The organism is Luteibacter sp. GL_149 (assembly GCF_057834065.1).
The window spans coordinates 2,971,435-2,989,125 of sequence record NZ_CM174395.1; the positions used below are offsets into that span (position 1 = coordinate 2,971,435).

General features: G+C 61.7%; 14 protein-coding genes and 2 pseudogenes. 4 read left to right on the plus strand and 12 right to left on the minus strand.

Features of this window, described 5'->3' with window-relative positions; all coding sequences use genetic code 11:
• Positions 1–208: 208 nt before the first annotated feature.
• Together AC3IR3_RS13185 and AC3IR3_RS13190 are read right to left on the minus strand one after the other, a co-directional pair.
• Positions 209–3,298 (minus strand): efflux RND transporter permease subunit, encoded by a 3,090-nt coding sequence (locus tag AC3IR3_RS13185; RefSeq protein WP_489192732.1) that lies wholly within the window; start codon positions 3,296–3,298, stop codon positions 209–211.
• Positions 3,295–4,257 (minus strand): annotated as a pseudogene (locus AC3IR3_RS13190) (efflux RND transporter periplasmic adaptor subunit); the annotation flags it as partial. The pseudogene AC3IR3_RS13190 and the gene AC3IR3_RS13185, both read right to left, overlap by 4 nt.
• 122 nt (positions 4,258–4,379) lie before the next feature.
• On the opposite strand from AC3IR3_RS13190, the pseudogene AC3IR3_RS13195 reads away from it, so the two are divergent.
• Positions 4,380–5,194, plus strand: a pseudogene (locus tag AC3IR3_RS13195) (IS3 family transposase); the annotation flags it as partial.
• A gap of 27 nt (positions 5,195–5,221) precedes the next feature.
• Here AC3IR3_RS13195 and AC3IR3_RS13200 read toward each other — a convergent pair.
• Both AC3IR3_RS13200 and AC3IR3_RS13205 read right to left on the minus strand, forming a co-directional pair.
• A complete protein-coding gene (locus AC3IR3_RS13200) occupies positions 5,222–5,821 on the minus strand; it encodes an NADPH-dependent F420 reductase (RefSeq protein WP_489192733.1) in 600 nt (199 codons plus the stop codon).
• A 77-nt stretch (positions 5,822–5,898) separates the two neighbouring features.
• Entirely contained in the window at positions 5,899–6,633 is a 735-nt protein-coding gene (locus AC3IR3_RS13205) for an SDR family NAD(P)-dependent oxidoreductase (protein WP_489192735.1), read from the minus strand.
• Positions 6,634–6,746: 113 nt separating this feature from the next.
• Here AC3IR3_RS13205 and AC3IR3_RS13210 point away from each other — a divergent pair, with 113 nt between their 5' ends.
• Entirely contained in the window at positions 6,747–7,109 is a 363-nt protein-coding gene (locus tag AC3IR3_RS13210; protein WP_489192737.1) for a winged helix-turn-helix transcriptional regulator, read from the plus strand.
• A 203-nt stretch (positions 7,110–7,312) separates the two neighbouring features.
• Here the strand turns inward: AC3IR3_RS13210 and AC3IR3_RS13215 are convergent, their stop codons facing one another.
• The 6 genes from AC3IR3_RS13215 to AC3IR3_RS13240 all read right to left on the minus strand — a co-directional run bounded on the left by AC3IR3_RS13215 (position 7,313) and on the right by AC3IR3_RS13240 (position 11,098).
• Positions 7,313–8,260, minus strand: a complete 948-nt coding sequence (locus tag AC3IR3_RS13215; RefSeq protein ID WP_489192739.1) for a DUF6708 domain-containing protein — start codon at positions 8,258–8,260, stop codon at positions 7,313–7,315.
• A 192-nt stretch (positions 8,261–8,452) separates the two neighbouring features.
• On the minus strand, positions 8,453–8,896 hold the full coding sequence (locus tag AC3IR3_RS13220) for a hypothetical protein (RefSeq protein WP_489192741.1): 444 nt from the start codon (positions 8,894–8,896) through the stop codon (positions 8,453–8,455).
• Between the two features lie 32 nt (positions 8,897–8,928).
• Positions 8,929–9,267: a hypothetical protein gene (locus AC3IR3_RS13225; protein ID WP_489192743.1), complete on the minus strand. Its 339-nt coding sequence runs from the start codon at positions 9,265–9,267 to the stop codon at positions 8,929–8,931.
• A 177-nt stretch (positions 9,268–9,444) separates the two neighbouring features.
• Positions 9,445–9,753 (minus strand): zinc ribbon domain-containing protein YjdM, encoded by a 309-nt coding sequence (locus tag AC3IR3_RS13230; protein ID WP_489192745.1) that lies wholly within the window; start codon positions 9,751–9,753, stop codon positions 9,445–9,447.
• Positions 9,754–10,101: 348 nt separating this feature from the next.
• The gene (locus AC3IR3_RS13235) at positions 10,102–10,884 is read right to left on the minus strand and encodes a hypothetical protein (protein WP_489192746.1); all 783 of its coding nucleotides are present in this window, start codon (positions 10,882–10,884) and stop codon (positions 10,102–10,104) included.
• Complete coding sequence (locus tag AC3IR3_RS13240; RefSeq protein WP_207906806.1) at positions 10,868–11,098, minus strand: CopG family transcriptional regulator; 231 nt, start codon at positions 11,096–11,098, stop codon at positions 10,868–10,870. Before AC3IR3_RS13240 ends, AC3IR3_RS13235 begins: the two co-directional genes overlap by 17 nt.
• A gap of 82 nt (positions 11,099–11,180) precedes the next feature.
• Here AC3IR3_RS13240 and AC3IR3_RS13245 point away from each other — a divergent pair, with 82 nt between their 5' ends.
• Together AC3IR3_RS13245 and AC3IR3_RS13250 are read left to right on the plus strand one after the other, a co-directional pair.
• Complete coding sequence (locus tag AC3IR3_RS13245; protein WP_489192748.1) at positions 11,181–12,923, plus strand: SulP family inorganic anion transporter; 1,743 nt, start codon at positions 11,181–11,183, stop codon at positions 12,921–12,923.
• On the plus strand, positions 12,910–13,263 hold the full coding sequence (locus AC3IR3_RS13250; protein ID WP_489192749.1) for a YkgJ family cysteine cluster protein: 354 nt from the start codon (positions 12,910–12,912) through the stop codon (positions 13,261–13,263). Before AC3IR3_RS13245 ends, AC3IR3_RS13250 begins: the two co-directional genes overlap by 14 nt.
• Positions 13,264–13,359: 96 nt before the next feature.
• On the opposite strand, the gene AC3IR3_RS13255 is transcribed toward AC3IR3_RS13250, so the two are convergent.
• Both AC3IR3_RS13255 and AC3IR3_RS13260 read right to left on the minus strand, forming a co-directional pair.
• Positions 13,360–15,279 (minus strand): glycoside hydrolase family 2 protein, encoded by a 1,920-nt coding sequence (locus AC3IR3_RS13255; protein ID WP_489192750.1) that lies wholly within the window; start codon positions 15,277–15,279, stop codon positions 13,360–13,362.
• Entirely contained in the window at positions 15,242–17,611 is a 2,370-nt protein-coding gene (locus AC3IR3_RS13260) for a GH92 family glycosyl hydrolase (protein ID WP_489192752.1), read from the minus strand. The genes AC3IR3_RS13255 and AC3IR3_RS13260 overlap by 38 nt, the downstream gene beginning before the upstream one ends.
• Positions 17,612–17,691 lie beyond the last annotated feature (80 nt).

The window sequence follows — 17,691 nt, forward strand, 5'->3', positions numbered from 1 at the left end:
CACTCCCTTTGCAGTGGGGATGCACTTGCCGTTTCGCTCGGCAATCGGGGATTGCGTGGCGGTTCGATTTCTCAATGAGTTACGCGCCATCGGCAGGATCAGAGCCTGCATCGCGGCCTCGATGTGATTGCAGTACGGGACTCTCCTTGGAGTCGCCGAATCTGTCCCTTGTTCGGGAGGCCATAGCGGTAGCACATGTTCTGCCCGATCATGCGGGCCCAGCTTTCACCAACTGTTTGACGCCACTTGGCCGAATCTTGAACCAGATGGAGTACATAGCTGGCAGGAACACCAGCGTCAGAACGGTTCCTGCGAGAGTGCCGCCAATCAGCGTGTAGGCAAGCGTGCCCCAGAACACAGAATGGGTAAGCGGAATAAAGGCCAGGATCGCCGCCAGTGCGGTCAAGACCACCGGCCGGGCACGCTGCACGGTTGCCTCAACGACCGCATGGAACGGATCTAAACCCTCCTGCTCGTTATGGTGAATCTGCCCGATCAGGATCAGCGTGTTGCGCATCAAGATGCCCGACAGTGCAACCAGGCCGACCAGCGCATTGATGCCGAATGGTTGCTGGAACAGAAGCAAGGTTGGCACCACACCGATCAAACCCAGTGGGCTGGTCAGGAAGACCATGACCATCGCGGAAATCGAGCGCACCTGAAAAATGATGATGATCAGAGTGATTGCCAGCATGATCGGGAATAGTGGCAACATGGCTTTCGTCGCCTTTCCTGACTCTTCGATAGACCCTGCCTGCTCGATGCGATAGCCGCCTGGCAGCTTGTCCATGATGGGCTTGAGCTGCTGGGCGATGGCTGTCGACACATCCGGCGGTTGCAAACCATCAGCGATGTCGCCCCTTACGGTGATCGTCGGCATGCGGTCGCGACGACGCATGACCGGCTCTTCCATGCGCACATCGACCTTGCCCACCTGCGATAACGGGATACGTTGCCCATTGGCACCCGCCAGCGTGAAGTCAGCGATCTTGGCAGGGTCGAGCCGGATGTCGCCCGCCGAACGGGCGACGACCTGTACCGTGCGAATATCCTCACGCACAGCGGTGACAGGCACGCCGCTCAGCAAGAACTGCAGTTGCTGCGCCACGGCACTGGAAGTCAGCCCCACGGCCTGCAAACGATCCTGTTGCAAGGTGAAGTGCAACGCGGGCGTGCGCGTGCCCCAGTCAGTATTGACCGTGCGCATCATAGGACTGGCATCCATGACGTGCTGCACGTCGGCCGCGATGCTGCGTAGCTTGTCCGGGTCCGGACCGGTGACCCGATAGGCGACCGGGAACGGCGAATACGGGCCGAATACGAGCTGAGTAACACGCACCCGCGCCTCAAGGGCCAGGCCACCTGCGATTGCCTGACGCAGACGCACTTTCAATGCCTCGCGTTCATCTTGGCTGTCCGTGCGGATCACAATCTTGGCAAACGAGGGATCAGGCAGTTCGGGCCCCATAGCCAGATAGAAGCGAGGCGCGCCCTGGCCGACATAGGCGGTCACGATCTTCGCTTCTTCCTGCTTGGCGAGCCAGGCTTCCACCTTGGCGGTGGCGGCGCTGGTTTGCGCGATCGAAGTGCCGTAAGGCATCTGCACCTCGACCAATACTTCCGGACGGTCGGATATCGGGAAGAACTGCTTCTTGACCACCCCCATGCCAAGCACGGACACAACGAAAAGGCCTACTACCGAACCGGCTATCAGCCACTTGCGCGCAATGACGCGCTCCAATGCATGACGGAAGCGGTTGTAACGCGGCGTGTCGTAGAGCGCTTCGTGACCGCCTTTGACCTTTTGGAGGTCAGGCAACAATTTGACGCCAAGGTAGGGAGTGAAAACCACCGCAACCACCCAGGAAGCGATCAGTGCTATACCCACGATCGAGAACATGTTGCTGGTGTATTCGCCTGCGGTGGAGGCGGCAAAGCCATTGGGCATGAAGCCGACGGCCGTAACCAGCGTGCCGGCGAGCATAGGAGCTGCGGTATGGCTCCAGGCATAGGCGGAAGCGGCGATGCGGCTGCAACCCTCTTCCATTTTCACAACCATCATTTCGATGGCAATGATCGCGTCGTCGACAAGCAGACCCAGCGCCAGGATCAACGAGCCCAGCGTGATGCGGTCGAAGTTCTTGCCGGTCGCGGCCATCACCACGAAGACGGTTGCCAGCGTCAACGGCACCGCCGCGGCGACCACGATGCCCACGCGCCAACCCATGCTGACAAAACACACCAGCATGACCACCAACAGCGCGGCGAAGAACTTGATCATGAACTCGTCAACTGCCGAACTGATGTTGACGGCCTGGTCTGTGACCTTGGACAGGTTCATGCCCAGCGGCAGCTCGCCGTTGATTGCACCAACCTCGCTGTCCAGCGCCTTGCCCAGGTCCAGTCCGTTCCAACCATCGCGCATGACGATGCCCAGCAGCAACGCAGGTTCGCCACCGTTGCGGATCATGAAAGTGGAAGGATCTTCATAGCCACGCTGGACGGTGGCGATATCCGACAGCTTCAGTGTGCGCCCCCGTGCTACCACCGGGGTATCGCGGATCTTCTGCAGTTCGTCGAAAGCGCCATCGAGGCGAATGAATACCTCTGGCCCCTTGGTTTCTACGGAGCCTGCCGGCGTCAGAGCATTCTGGCTATTGAGCGCGGCGAACACGTCCTGTGGACTGATGCCCAACGTTGCCAGCCGCTCATGTGAGAACTCGACGAAGATCCGCTCGGACTGCTCCCCAATGATGTTGACCTTCTTTACGCCCGGCACGTGCAGAAGCCGCTGGCGCAACGTCTCCGCGTCACGTACGAGCAGGCGCTGCGACTCACCCTTGGCTTTGAGCGCGAACAGAGCAAAGGTGACGTCCGCGTACTCGTCATTGACCATCGGCCCGATGACGCCGGACGGAAGATTGTTTGCCTCGTCTCCGACTTTCTTGCGAGCCTGGTAGAACTGCTCCTGCACCTCTGACGGAGGGGTGCTGTCAAGCAAGGTCAAAGTCGTAAAGGCCAAGCCGGGTCTTGTATAGGTCTCGGTACGGTCGTACCAGCGCAACTCCTGCATGCGCTTTTCGATCTTTTCGGCGACCTGATCCTGCATTTCTTGCGCAGTGGCCCCAGGCCAGGCGGTGATGATGGTCATTACCTTGACTGTGAAGGCGGGGTCTTCTGCACGGCCCAATTTGAAGAATGAAACAAGCCCTGCCAGCGAGATCAGAAAGATCAGGAACAGGGTGATTGAGCGCTCGCGTACCGCGAGCGCTGACAGGTTGAAACGGCCTTCGCTCACAGACGAGCTCCCTCGGACACAGCGGCCCCAGTCTGGCCAGCAACTCGCACCAACTCGCCTTCGCGCAGCAGATGTGCACCCAGTGCAACTATCCGGTCGCCTTGCTTGAGCTGACCGGCAATGCGTGCGCTGTCGTCATCCAGGCGCTGGACCGCGACCGGCCTCCAGGTAACTTTCCCAGGATCGCCGTTGATGACCCACACGCCCGGCCCCTTACCTACGTCGAACAGTGAACCGATTGGCACCTGCAAGCCGCTTTGCGCCGAAGCAGATCCAACGGGAATCTGGATGCTGACGGTGGCCCCCAGTGGGGCGTTGGCCAGCTCGCCCTCCAGTACGTAACGCGCCTCGAACGTGCGGGTCGTTCGATCGGCGGCATCCGAGATCTGTCGGAGTCTGGCCGGAACGGTAACGCCCTCTTTTCCGAAGAGCGTGGCCTGTCCTGTGGACCCGACTGTTGGGCGCAGGGTTTCCGGCAGTTGAACGACGGCCTCGCGGCGCCCGGCATGGGCCAAGCGCACCACGACCTGTCCGGTGCTGACGACTTGGCCGGGTTCGACCAGTGTTTCCATGACCACGCCATCGGCATCGGCCACCAGCTCTGCATATCGGTTTGCATTGCGGGCAACTTCTGCCTGGGCTTCGGTCGCATTGAGCTGGGCTCTCGCCGAATCCGCCGCCGCCTTAACCTGATCGTAGGCAGAGGCCGATATCGCGCCTGTTCCGCGCAGGTCGCGGTAACGAGCTTCATCTTCTGCGGTCTGTTGCGCCCGAGCTTTCGCGGCGGCGACCGCCTCCTGCTGCGCTTGTGCCGTGAGCTTCAAATCGACGGGGTCGATACGCATAAGCGGCTGACCACGTTTGACGCTTTGCCCCGTATCCACAAGCCGTTCCAGCACCTTGCCGGAGACGCGAAAACCCAAGTCGCTCTGAACCCGGGCGGCTACGGTTCCTGTAAACCGAATCGGCGCGTGCAGCGGTTGCTGCCTTCAGAGCACTCGGCGGTGGTTGGCAAACGAATGTGACGGCGCGGGGCGCATAAGAGCTGACCGAAGTCATTGCCTTCGCTACTGGGTGGTTTCTGCGCGTGACACGCGGCGGTTTCTATCAATGGATGCAAAAGCCGATGTCGGCTCGTGACATCGAAGACCAACGCCTACTTGGCGTCATTCGCGATTCGTATGTGGCCGGCGGTGGGGTGTATGGCGCTAGCCGCGTCTTCGGTGATCTGCGCGAGGCTGGCGAAACGTGTGGTAAGCATCGCGTCGAGAAGATCACGCATCACCGCAAAATCAAGGCGATTCGTGGCTACAAGGCGCCACGACGGATCGCGGGGCGGCCATCCATCGTCGCGCCCAATCGGCTGGAGCGGAAGTTTACGGGGAGGCGACAGATACGCCCGACCAAGCATGGGTCACCGACATCACCTATGTGCGGACCTGGCAGGGCTGGCTTTACCTGGCGGTGGTGATCGATCTGCACTCGCGCAAAGTAGTGGGTTGGTCGATGAAGCCGACCCTGGCGCGCGAGTTGGCACCGGATGCGTTGTTGATGGCGTTATGGCGGCGTAAGCCGTCACAACCCGTGATCGTGCACTCCGACCAAGGCCCACAATATGGCAGCGATGATTGGCAACGCTTCTGTCGCTCTCACGGTCTACAGCCGAGCATGAGCCGACGCGGCAACTGCTGGGATAATGCTGTCGCAGAGTCCTTCTTCAGCAGCCTGAAGAAGGAACGCATCCGCAAACGCGCCTACAAAACTCGCGATCTGGCCCGTGCCGAAGACTTCGACTACATCGAAGTCTTCTACAATCGAACCCGCCGCCATAGCCACAACGGCGGCGTCGCCTTCGCTTCCATCAAACCGTGGCTGCCCTCTGTCCACGAGGCGTGATCGCATCGAACTAGCGATCGCGATTCATCAGTCGAACTTGACCAAGTCCTTAAAGATCAGTTGACCCCAGCTAGTTCCGCGCGCCTGCACAAGCAGTCCACCTTCCGAAAGCCCGCCAAGTTTGATCGGCGAGAAACCGAGATTTTCCGCAAGCGCACCGATCTCCGCTGCGGCGCCGTCATCGTCGCTCGCCAGGAACACGACTCTCCTGCCACCATGTACGGCCGGGTCTTGGGCAAGGACGGCAGCGCCCAAATGGTTGAAGCCCTTAACCAGTCTTGCACCAGAGAAAGCCTGCGCGACGACCCTGGAAGAAGGCCGTCCTCCCAGTTCCTCAGGGGGCACGCCGTAGGCATTCGTCACATCGATGATGGTCTTTCCCTGCCAGTTGGGCAGCGCCTTCGCGACATCCGGGTGCGACTCGAAACGGACGGCCAAAAAGACGATGTCCGCCTTGACCGCTTCCGCCAGTTTCTTGGGAATGATCTGGGGTCCGATCGCGGCCGCATCGGATGCAAAGCTTTCCGGGTCGCGCGTGGTTGCAACGGATACTTCGACGCCGTTGCGGGCAAACGCCTTGGCCAGGGCCTGGCCGATCTTGCCGAAACCGATAATTGCGTAGCTCATATATATTTTCCTTCAGTTCACCGAGCCCTACGGGTGCTCCGAATCATCGGACGGAGCGCCCGGCCGGCCCTAGCGCGTCAGAGTTGCGCCAGGCCGCCGTCGACGGCGACCTCGCTGGCGGTCATGAAGCTGCTGTCCCGCGACGCGAGAAAGGCGGCCACCGCTCCGATCTCCGCCGGATCGGCCATGCGCTGGAGCGGAGTCATCGAGGCGAAGACCTTCTGGCCCTCCTCGCCTAACGCTTCCTTCGCGAGTTCGGTGGCCGTCGCCCCGGGCGACAACACGTTTACCCGGATGCCGGTGCCCTTCAGGTCCTCCGCCCAGGTCCGCGCGAGGTTGCGCACTGCCGCCTTGCTCGCGCTGTAGGCGCTCATTCCCGGGGCGCCCGTGGTACCGGCGCTCGATCCGGTCAGGATGATCGAACCGCCCTCGCCCATCAACGGCAGCGCCTTCTGGACCGTGAAGATCGTACCCTTCACATTGGTATCGAAGGTTTCGTCAATATGCTCGGCGGTGATCTGGCCAAGCGGAAGCTGGCTTCCCGCCCCGGCATTGGCGAAGACGATGTCGAGGGTTCCGCGCTCGGCCTTCACCGCCGCGTAGAGTCGGTCGAGGTCGGCCACATCGGAGACCGAGCCCTTCACCGCGCGGGCATTGGGCCCGAGATCGGCCACTGCGGCGTCGAGCGCTTCCTGCCGGCGGCCGAAAATGAAGACGAAGGCACCTTCCTCGATGAAGCGCTTTGCCGCGGCGCGGCCGATGCCGGTAGCGCCGCCGGTGATCACGGCGGTCTTTCCATTCAGTCTGGTCATGTCGTGCATCCTTTGTTCAAGTTGTACGGAAGCAAGGGACTGCTTACTTGAGGACAAGGATGCGACTCTGATAACCTAAGGACAAGTATGCACTTTTTGGTAAGTATCAAAGAATGACGACGCCTGCTCAAACCTGCGATCCCGGCTGCGGGCTCAACGCCACGCTCCGCATCATCTCGGGCAAGTGGAAACCGCTGGTCCTGTTTTTCCTGCGCAACGGCCCGAAGCGCTACGGCGAGCTCAAGCGCTTGATCCCGGGCGTCAGCGACAAGGTGCTGATCCAGCAATTGAAGGATCTGGAGGCCGATCGTGTGCTGGCGCGGAACGACTACAAGGAAGTGCCTCCGCGCGTGGACTACACGCTGACCCCACTCGGTCGCAGCTTGGCTGACGCGATCATCCCACTGTGCACCTGGGGAACCGAGAACATGGCGGAAATGGCAAGCATCTTCGCCAAGCGCGACACTTTGCCCTAGCAGAATGCCGAAGAACCGCTGAGTCGGACGACCCTCCGCATTCGTGGGACGGCGACAGGTCGGATTCTTCCGATCAGACTGTCGGGATGCGCGGCTTGGGCGCTCTGGCCCATGTTTGTGGCAGCGATCTCTTCAGGTATCCCTGGACCCACGACGCCATGCCAGGTAGCTCCGTTTGCCCGAGCGACGTCGCGGCCTGCATCTCACATCACCTTCCAGAATCGGTCAGGATTCGAGCTGGCGTCCTTTGCGAAAGGATCGCCGGCGTCGACTACGCAAGCATCTTCGATCTGCTTCGGCCAGATCGGAATCCTGCAGCTTCGCATGGCGAACCATCGAGCGAACGAGAACAGCAACAAAGCCGGCGACAGAATCAATTGCGCAAAGGTCTGGCCAGGCAGATTCAGCGCGAGCCGCAACAAACCGAACCGCCAGGTTTCGCGCCGCTCGGAAATGGGTAGATACGCAAGCGTATAAGGCACGATCGCCGCCGCGCCCTCTTCCATATACCGCCGGACATATTCCCAATACCGGTGAAGCTCTTCTTTCTCCGGCCACGCCAGCGCAAAGCAGAACGTCTCCACGACGGTAACGCCATCGTCGCCGAGCACATGTCCGCGCACATCCCACGTTTGAATGCCGAAGGGTCGATTGCCTCGGCCCAGCGCGAAGAAAACCTTATCCCACGGGACGGAAAGTACGGTTCCATCCAGCCGGAACACATGCACCATCCGCAGATCCCGTTGCAGGCGAATCGGATAATGCGTAAAGCGAAAACACTCCCTGGAGATGAGCCAAACGAGGGCGGAAGTCATAGCGATGCCCAACAGCAACGGGCCGCCGCCGAGAAGCATATTGGCCGCTCGCTCGCCGGCGTTGCCCATCAATCCATCGACGAAGAAGATATCCGCGCAGATCCATGTAATGCCCAGACAGATGACCATCAGGGCGCTCGTCACGAACGTCAGCGCCCCTTTCCAGCCGTAGTACTTGTCCGCGACCTCCAGGTAGCGGCTATTCATCCTGATCGTCGAGCTGAAGTAGTTCGGCGAAACCTCCAGCCGTTGGGCGGGATCGAGCCGGTTCCGACGCTCTTCCTCCGTAAGCGGGCGATTGACCTTGTACTTGTTGATAAGACCGGTGTACTCCATCGTTCAGCCTTTGGTTGCCATGTCCAGTTGCCACATTTCCATCTCCGCCATCTTGTACTTCAATGCTACGTTTTTGGCTTTTCCCGAGTACGTCAACTCCAGCCAATCCTGAATCCGGTTGTTGACGAGCAACATCATCGCGAATGCCCTGACGACGAATTGGCTGCTGCGGTACGCGCCATCGCCGCGATATCACGGCGCCTGCAGATCGACCGACTGCACATCGTTCATCGGCGTACGGATCTTGCCGTGCAGCTCGGCCGGCGCGAGAAAGTCGACGGTCATCTGGCCGGTGAAGCGATAGCTTCCCGATGTAATCCGACGCGACGAAGGGGTGCTGTTTAACGTGACGGCGGAGTAAGGAACCTGAAAAGTCAGCGTGACCGCTTCGCCCGGTTTCACTACGATTGCCTTGCCGTAGCGGCGCGATGTGTCGCTCAGATAGCGGCTTACGAGGCGCACGTAGAAGGAGGTGCCGGCGCGGTTGATCGCGCCGATCTGCACGTTGTACTGATCCGGGCGCGTGAGGTCGGGCGACCAGGTATCGGGGCCCGCGATGCTGACTTCCTTCCGCCCTTCGTTGCCGAATGTGAGATCGACAACGAATCCGTACTTGCCCGAATGCGCGGCGAACACGGGATGAAGATTGATCTCCGGTCGACCGTTCTTCAGGACTTGTCGGCGATCCGATAGAACGGTTCGAGCCGGGCGTTGAACGCTTCGCCCATCCTGTAGTTGTATTCGCCCTCATAGTGCCGGCCGTCCTTCTCGAATGAAAAGTCGAGCACCGTGCCGCTGCCGATGCCTTCCGCCGGCGCAAAAGTACGGCTACTCAAGGCCGCTTTCAACGAGTCGATTTGTTGCGCGCTAGCCTTGTCGACATTCAGTACGTATTTTCCGATTCCCGTATACGTCGTCTCGGGCAAGACACCGACGTCGCGTCCGCACGCGTAGTACGAAATCTCGCCGTCCGCGACCGTGATGGTCATCGGGGGATCGGGATTCATCGATCCTTGCCCGTCGCGGACCACGAAAGAGTCGGATGTACTCTTGCCGCTTGCCATCTCCGTCACTCCGACGCCATGGCCGCCGTCATGCCAAGGCACCGCCCAGGAAACCGGGACGGAGGCAATAAGTGGGTTTAACCACCTCCGTCCGGTTTACCGATGACGATTAGCGAACGCTCAGGTCTTTTTCAGAAAGCACACTTTGAGCACAAGACCTTTGATCTTGTCCGAGTTCCCTTCGATGTGCTCGGCATCGCCTTCCACCAGGCGGATATTGCGGATGATCGAACCCTGCTTGAGCGGAATGGACGATCCTTTCACTTTCAGGTCCTTGATCACCACGACGGAGTCACCGTTATCGAGCACATTGCCATGGACGTCGCGCACCAGGGCGGCGCTTTCCTCGACGCTCATCGACCGCTGAGGCCATTCGTGCGCGCAATCGGGACAGATGTACATGTCGCCGTCGGCGTAGGTGTTTTCCATGCCGCAAAGCGGGCAAGCTGAAATATCAGACGTGTTCACGGGAAAGTTCTCTTATCTAGAAGGACAAATATGTCGTTTTGTCGTCACAGTCAGTGATGCGGCGAAGCGCCAACGGGGCAGGACAAAAGCGCCCTGGCAAAGCATCATTTCCATTCGTAGGATGCCACCCGAACGAGCGATATCGCTGAGCCACGTGAACGACTATGGAGTGCCCGATCCGCGGCGTCACTCCCAATGGATAAGTCGCAGCCTTCCCAATGAGTCGCACGGCATACGTCTGCCCAAACGCTTCGTATCAAAACCTGGTCCGCCTCGGATAGGCCGCCCATCCCTGCACACTCACTTACGCTACCTTTGACGACCTACCACATGAAAACGAGACGGAGGCGCCAGGTGCGCGCGAACCGCCTCGAAGAGCGGACTCGGCTGGGTCGGCTGCTGGACGTGCCGACCTACGGCAGCGGCCGCTAACTGAGCCATCTCCAGCGGCACTGGCACCGTCGCCTCCGGCCAGAACGTCAGCTCGAGTGCGCCGAGTCGGGACGCGCTATCCAGATGCGGCAACACGTCGCGATAGATCTGCTGCCGCGCATCGTTCTGTAATGGTTCCCCGTTCGGCGCAATCACGACACGACATGCCGCCTGGTTCGTGCTCTTGAGATAGGCGCCATAGGCGGTCAGGCATCCGGAGAACAGGGAACGATGGCGCAGCGCGTCGGCCACCTGGGCCTGACGCGCTTCCTGTTCGACCACGGCGACTGCAAATCGAACCGGAAGGCGGCGAATCAAGGAAGCCAGTGTGCTTTCCGCTGCACCGGGATCGCGCTCAAGCGGCAAACCCAACTGTGGTGCCACGTCGTGAATCCAGGACGTGCCGCCCTTGGGGGGCATGCAGAGCGCCATCGTATCGCCGCGCAGTTGCCGCAAGCTCGCGGCTGTCTGAGTCAGCGTGGCCCACGCCACCGGAACGGCGGGCCAGCACAGGATCTGCACGAACACATGCCTGTCCTTGGTACTGGCCGCGTATTCGCCCAGAAACGCGACCTGCTCCGGGCGCAATCCGACCATCGCCTGCGAGGTGCTTTTCCCGGCCGTCGCAGCGGCGACGCTGGGCTTACCGGCCGCTGACACGGCGACTCCCTTGTTCCGCGGAAGCCTCATCGGAAGATACCTCGTCCTCCGCATGCCATGGCCGTCCCGAGGCACTCTCGATGTATTCGCGGATGAGGCGACGTACCACCTGAGATGGCGTCGTGTCCTCGTCCGCGCACAGGCGCTCGAAGACCGCCTTCTTGCGTGGGTCGATCAGGATGGTCAGGCGAGCGGTACGGTTCTCGATGGGCATACTAGGCTATCCAGAGTCACATGGAATGTGTAGTAGATGATAATACTATTATCATCGACGTTGCTTTGCTCCAGGGGGAACGATGGACACGGTCAATGCCCGCAAGTACCTGCGGCTGTATGTGCCAAAGCTGTACACCGTGCTGTCCGAGGGCTACGGCTGGCGCGACCTGCGCAGCGATGCGATCGCGGGCCTGACAGTTGCCATCGTGGCGTTGCCGCTGGCTATGGCGTTGGCGATTGCCAGCGGCACCACGCCGGAAAAAGGGCTTTATACGGCCATCGTCGCGGGCTTCCTGATATCGGCACTGGGCGGTTCGCGCGTGCAGATTGGCGGGCCGACAGCGGCGTTCGTTCCGGTGGTGTTCGTGGTCATCCAGAAATTCGGCTTCGGTGGCCTGATCCTGTGCACGCTTCTGGCCGGCCTGATGCTGATCGGCGCCGGGCTTTTGCGCCTGGGTACCCTGATGAAGTACATGCCCCAGCCGGTAATCACAGGATTCACCGCGGGGATCGCCGTCAGCATCTTTTCCAGCCAGGTAAAGGACGCACTCGGACTGACTATGGCTACCATGCCAGCCGATTTTCTCGGGCGCTGGGTCGCATATATACATCAGCTGCCGACCATGCAACCGGCTGCCGTGACGCTCACGCTGGTCAGTCTCGCCGTGATCGTGGCGACACGCCACTGGCGGCCGGGATGGCCCGGCTTCCTGATCGCCTTGCTGGTCTGCACCGCACTGAGTGTGGGCTTCGTCTTGCCCGCGGAGACGATTGGCAGCCGGTTCGGTGGATTGCCTTCGAGTCTGCCGATCTTCGATGTTCCGCATATTCCGTTCGAGCGCACACGCGAGCTGCTTCCCAGTGCGTTCACCATCGCCTTTCTCGCGGGTGTGGAATCGCTGTTGTCTGCTGTGGTGGCGGATGGCATGACTGGCACGCGACATCGGTCCAATGGCGAATTGGTGGCACAGGGCCTCGCCAATGTCGGCTCCGCTTTGTTTGGCGGCCTTCCCGCCACCGGGGCCATTGCGCGCACAGCGACGAACATACGTGCCGGTGGCCGGACTCCGCTAGCCGGCATGATCCACGCCGCTCTGCTGCTGGTCTTCATGCTGGTTTTGGCGCCACTGATGAAGTTCGTGCCGCTCGCCGCCCTTGCCGCCGTATTGCTGGTGGTGGCCTGGAACATGAGCGAGATCGAGCACTTCCGCCATACCTTATCGGCCCCGAAAGGTGACGGATTGGTGCTGCTGCTGACCTTCGGCCTGACCGTGTTTTTCGATCTCACCGTCGCGATCGAGGTCGGTCTCGTGGTGTCGGCCTTCGTCTTCATGTTCCGCATGGCGAACGCGGTCGAAGTCAGTGCGGGCATCAAACTGCTCGACGAAAACGGCGACGACCGCGTCGCGGGTGACGACGCCTCACAACGTGCCCGGCTACCGCCGGGTGTCGAGGTATTCCAGATCAGCGGCCCGTTGTTTTTCGGCGCGACCAATCGGCTGGATGATTTGCTCGATCAATTTCAGAAGGCCACCAGGGTCTTCATTCTGCGCATGCGGCTGGTGCCCATCATCGATGCCAGCGGCGTCCATGCACTCAAAACCTTGCTGGAGCGCTGCCGCCGACGCGGTATCGTACTTATCGTCTCCGGTTTGCAACCGCAGCCACAGCGGGTGATCCGGGCGATGGCACTGCATCCGCACGAGGGCGAGTTGTATTTCGTCGACAACTACGAGGCCGCGTTGGCGCTATCGCAACAACTATGCGTTCGGGACTCATCTTCCGAGCGGCAAACCGATCCGGAACACGATGACCCCGAATGACCGAACCATCGAAGCACTGCGTCAGCGCATCCCGTCGTTTACCTGCATAGTGGGCTGCCACGACTGTTGCGGACCGGTGACGGCGTCCTCCGAAGAAGTGGCGAGACTGCCTGCCAAGACCGAGGCCGAACATACAGCCGCATTGTCCGAACTGAATTGTCCATATCTTGGCAAGCATGGCTGCGAGGTCTATAGCGAACGTCCGTTGATCTGCCGCTTATTTGGCACGACGCCACGATTGCTTTGCCCGAACGGAAAGCGGCCGGTGTATATGATCGACACCAGAACCGAGGACGAGATCCACCAGTTCCTTGCGCGAACACGGCAAGTACTCTTGTAGGGCGAACAGTCATTGTGGTCGACACAAAAGTCTCGTCCTCAATACCCCTGCCCAGGCGGTTTGTCCGTCTGGGATCGTATCCAGCATGCGCAGGTCTCAGGGTTGCCCGCCTGCGCGTATCGTCGCCTCATTGATCGCGCGCACCTTGGCCTCGTCCACCTTTTCGATCTTGCGATCGTAGGTGAACAACCCGTTGTGCTCGCCCTCGACATCGGTGATCTGGGTGTAGACGCTGCCGGACATGCCCTTGGCCACGCCCTTGTCGCGCAGCACGGCGGTATTGGCGACGTAGCCGTCGGTCAGCGCGGTGCTGTCTTTCACCGCGCCGTAGGGGTTAATTGGCGTGTTGGGCCAGACATGGCCGGGAACGCCCAGTGTCAGGCCGCCGTGTTCACCGTCCATGGAGGCTCGCTCTGCATCCGGACTGGGTAGGCCGGGCCCCTGGTAGTCATGCACGTCGTAGACGTCGCCGGCGTGTGGATCGCCCTTGGTGTCGCAGCAATTGAGGCCGCTGCGCGCGTCGACCAGGCGCGAGGGGTCGAGTTGCTTGATCTGCGTTGCCAGCTCGGCGGCGGCCGGAATGTTCCACTGGCCCCAGCCCTCGTTGAAGGGGATCCAGCCGATGATCGAGGTTTCGCCTTTTAGTTGTTCGACGATGGCCGAGACGTCGGCGCGGAATCCGGCCTTGTCGGCGTCGCTGAGTTTGTCGTTGCGCCCGGTCGGCAGCGCCGGCATGTCCTGCCATACCATCAGGCCGAGGCGGTCGGCCCAGTAGTACCAGCGCGCCGGCTCCACCTTGATGTGCTTGCGGATGGTGTTGAAGCCCAGGTCTCTGGTCTTCTGTATGTCGAACTTGAGCGCCTCGTCGGTGGGCGCGGTGTAGATGCCGTCCGGCCAGTAGCCCTGGTCCAGCGTGGCCAGCAGGAAGGTCGGCTTGCCGTTCAACACGATGCGATTGCGTCCGCGCACCTTCTCGATGGCGATGGTGCGCAGACCGGCATAGCTGGTCGCTTCGTCGCGAAGGTCGCCCTGCGCAAGGGTGGCCTTGAAGGTATACAGGAATGGATCCTGCGGACTCCACAGACGCGGATGCCCGATGGCCAGATGCAGCGGCTTGCCTGCCGGTCCGCTCGCCTCGCCCACCGGCTTGCCATCCGCATAGGCGACGACATGCAGCGTGGCGTCGTCGCTGCCGCCTTGCAGCTTTGAAGTCACCGTGAAGGCGTCCAGGCTGCGTGCCGGCGTGAAGTTCAGTTGCGCCAGGCTGGTGGCCGGCACCGGTTCTATCCACACCGACTGCCAGATGCCCGAGGCCGCGGTGTAAAAGATACCTTCGGGTTTCAGCCGCTGCTTGCCGACCATCGCGTTGGCGCCGTCCACTGGCGCATGCACGGCGACGACGATCTCCTGCGGGCCGTGCGGGCGAAGTGCCTGCGTGATGTCCGCACCGAAGGACGTATAGCCGCCCATATGGCGCGTCACCTGCAACCCGTTGACATACACCGTGGCGTCCTGCGCCACCGCTCCGAAATTCAGCCGCACGTGCTGGCCCTGCGCGGTGAAGGCAGCCGGCACGTCCACCAATCGCCGGTAGAACATGAAGTCCGAATGCTTTTGCACGCCCGACAGCACCGATTCGATCGGATACGGCACCAGCACCCGATCCTTCAGCGTCCGGCCGAACGGCGGCGGGCTTTGCCCGTCGCCTGCCGCGTACTGCCATAGCCCGTTCAGGCTCATCCATTGAGGATGCTCCAGCGACGGACGCGCCAGCTGTGGCCGCGGATACGCGGACAACGCGTTGCCGGGCGACACCTCGGCAGTCCACGGCGTGGCCAATGGCGCCAACTTGCCGTTCCAGACAGCCGCCCGATCCTGCGCCGCTATCGCCATCGGGGCAAAGCCCATGGCCACGGCCATCCCAATCCAGGTGCTCGCGCCCCGTACCATGATGTTGCTCGTCATTCGTGATTCCCCATCAGTCTCGCGAGTCCGCCGACATGGAAAGCGGCGCATCGTGCGGATCGGTGCCCCAGGTCTTGTTTGGCGCGGGCCCCATCGTGAGCACCAACGTGGCGCCATTCGCGATGTCGGCATGGCTGAACCAGGGTTTGGTCCACGGCTTGCCGTTGAGCGTGGCGGACTGGATGTACATGTTCCGGTCCGAGTTGTTGCGCGCAACGATTTCGAAAACCTTGCCGTTGCCCAGACGCAGGCGGACGCGGTCGAAGATCGGGCTGCCGATGATGTAGTCCGGGCTGGCGGGATCGACCGGGTAGAAGCCCATCGCGCTGAGCACATACCAGGACGAAGTCGAACCCTGGTCGTCCATGCCGGGATAGCCGTAGCCCGTGGCGTCGCTTCCGTACAACTCGGCGAGGATGCGGCGTGTCAGCGCCTGCGTCTTCCAGGGCTGGCCGCTCCATGCATAGAGATAGGCCGCCTGCTGGTCCGGCTGGTTACCCTGCACGTACTGGCCGATCAGGCCCGTGCAGTCGCGGCAGATGCCCTTGGGCTGGTACGGCGTGGAGAAGAAAGCATCGAGCTTGGCGTTGAACGCGTCGCGCCCACCTAGCAGATTCATCAAACCCTGCACATCGTGCGGTACCAGCCACAGCGTGGACCAGCCCGAGGCTTCCTTCATCATGAAGTTGTAGTAAGGCTCGGCCGGATCGAACGGCGAAATCCACTGGCCATCCTCGGTGCGTCCACGGAAGAAGCCCACCGACGGATCGAACGCGTTGCGGTAGTTCGCGGCGCGGCGCAGGAACATCCCGGCGTCGTCCTTCCTGCCGAGCCGGCGGGCGACATCGGCGAGCGCGTGATCGTCCCAGGCGTATTCGAGCGTGGTGGCGACGCCTGCCTTGCCGCCCGCGTAGGGCGGGCTCGGATTACCCGGCGGGACGATGTCGGCGATCCAGCCGTTCTTCATGTATTCCGCGAGGTAACCGCGCGGTCCTTTGGGATCGGTCGCGTTCTTGCGCAGATACTCGTACGCGGCGGCGTAGTCGAACGGGATGCCACGCTGCCATGCGCCATCGTAGAGGAACACCGCGTGGTCGCCGTGGAACGAGGTGTTCATGTAGCCGCGTTCGCGCGCCATGTCCAGCTCGGAGCGCATGATGTCCTGTACAACCTGCGGCTCGAGCAACATCAGCAATGCTATCTGGTTGCGGCCCGTATCCCAGAACGGCACCGGCCCATAGCGGTCGTAGCCGGCGACCTGGACGTGGCCGTCCGCGCCGGTGTAGTGCTCGCCCTTGCGCGCGATCAGGCGCGGGCTGGCAAAGGCGTGATAAAGCGTCGAGTAGAACAGCGCGCGCTGCTTCGGCGTGCCACCGGTGACGTCGACACGATCGAACACTTGCGCCCAGGTCGCGCGCGCCCGGGTACGCACGCGCTCGAAATCCCCGTCCGCAGCATGCAGCCGCTGCTCAGCTTCCTCTGCACTATGACCGTGGGCGATCCTCATCAGCACCTGCTCGCCGGCCTGCGTGTCGAAGGTGACGTAGGCGCCCGCGTAGCTACCGGACACCGTGCGGCGATCGGCCTGCACGTCTTCGTTACCGAGTCCTTCGCCCTTGTCGTTGACGTTTGCGTGGAACGTGCCGAACCCAGCGAACGGACGCGAAAACTCCGCAACGAACCAGGGGCCGTCCGAATAGTGCTCCGCGCGCCCGCCCGCATCGACGCCGCGAATGGTGCGGTCGCCCACCACCTCGACATCGCCGCCCGGGCGGCGCAGGTTGACGACAATATTCGAGCGATGGCTCGCCGGAAAGGTGAAACGCATCAGGCTGGTCCACTGCGTCACCGTCAGTTCGACGCGGGTGTGGAACGTATCCAGCTCGACCGCGTAGTAGCCGGGCGACGCCTTCTCGCTCGCCTTGTCGTAATACGACTGCGCGTAGTCCGGCGGCACGGTCCAGTCACCTACGACCGGCATGACCATCGGCGCGGCGCGTGCACCGTACGTCGCGCCGCCGCCGGAAAAACCGATCATGGCCGGACGGCCATAGGCATAGGACACGGGGACGCCCGTCGCAAAGCTCAGATCGGCATTGATGTTGACCGGCGCCGCTTCGGTCGCACTCTGCGGCAGGCTCGCGCCCGGCGATGTCATGCCCGAATACAACGGTTCGCCCGGTGGGGGCGCATTGCCGATCAGTGCTTGCCGGTCCAGCGGCGCGGTGCCGACCAGAGGGTTGGCTTCATCGACCGCCGACCCCGCGGAGGGAGGTGGGTTGCCGTTCGTGGCATGGCCCACGCCCATGCTTCCGAGTGCGAAGATCGATAGCGCCACGACGAGAGGTGCACGACGACGAACGCGTGCGGGAGAGGTGTTCATGATGTCTTCCTGCGACTGAAATGAAGGCACGCTTGCCGTTGCGCGGGGTCAGGCGAGAAGCCCGACCCCGCTCGTCTTCT

What these genes read in the sequence shown, in the direction of transcription:
- AC3IR3_RS13260 (WP_489192752.1), bottom strand. Translation starts at nt 17,611, where the DNA reads ATGAACACCTCTCCCGCACGCGTTCGTCGTCGTGCACCTCTCGTCGTG.
- AC3IR3_RS13240 (WP_207906806.1), bottom strand. Translation starts at nt 11,098, where the DNA reads ATGCCCATCGAGAACCGTACCGCTCGCCTGACCATCCTGATCGACCCA.
- AC3IR3_RS13230 (WP_489192745.1), bottom strand. Translation starts at nt 9,753, where the DNA reads ATGGAAAACACCTACGCCGACGGCGACATGTACATCTGTCCCGATTGC.
- AC3IR3_RS13225 (WP_489192743.1), bottom strand. Translation starts at nt 9,267, where the DNA reads ATGAATCCCGATCCCCCGATGACCATCACGGTCGCGGACGGCGAGATT.
- AC3IR3_RS13215 (WP_489192739.1), bottom strand. Translation starts at nt 8,260, where the DNA reads ATGGAGTACACCGGTCTTATCAACAAGTACAAGGTCAATCGCCCGCTT.
- AC3IR3_RS13250 (WP_489192749.1), top strand. Translation starts at nt 12,910, where the DNA reads ATGACCCCGAATGACCGAACCATCGAAGCACTGCGTCAGCGCATCCCG.
- AC3IR3_RS13200 (WP_489192733.1), bottom strand. Translation starts at nt 5,821, where the DNA reads ATGAGCTACGCAATTATCGGTTTCGGCAAGATCGGCCAGGCCCTGGCC.
- AC3IR3_RS13245 (WP_489192748.1), top strand. Translation starts at nt 11,181, where the DNA reads ATGGACACGGTCAATGCCCGCAAGTACCTGCGGCTGTATGTGCCAAAG.
- AC3IR3_RS13255 (WP_489192750.1), bottom strand. Translation starts at nt 15,279, where the DNA reads ATGCGCCGCTTTCCATGTCGGCGGACTCGCGAGACTGATGGGGAATCA.
- AC3IR3_RS13210 (WP_489192737.1), top strand. Translation starts at nt 6,747, where the DNA reads ATGACGACGCCTGCTCAAACCTGCGATCCCGGCTGCGGGCTCAACGCC.
- AC3IR3_RS13205 (WP_489192735.1), bottom strand. Translation starts at nt 6,633, where the DNA reads ATGACCAGACTGAATGGAAAGACCGCCGTGATCACCGGCGGCGCTACC.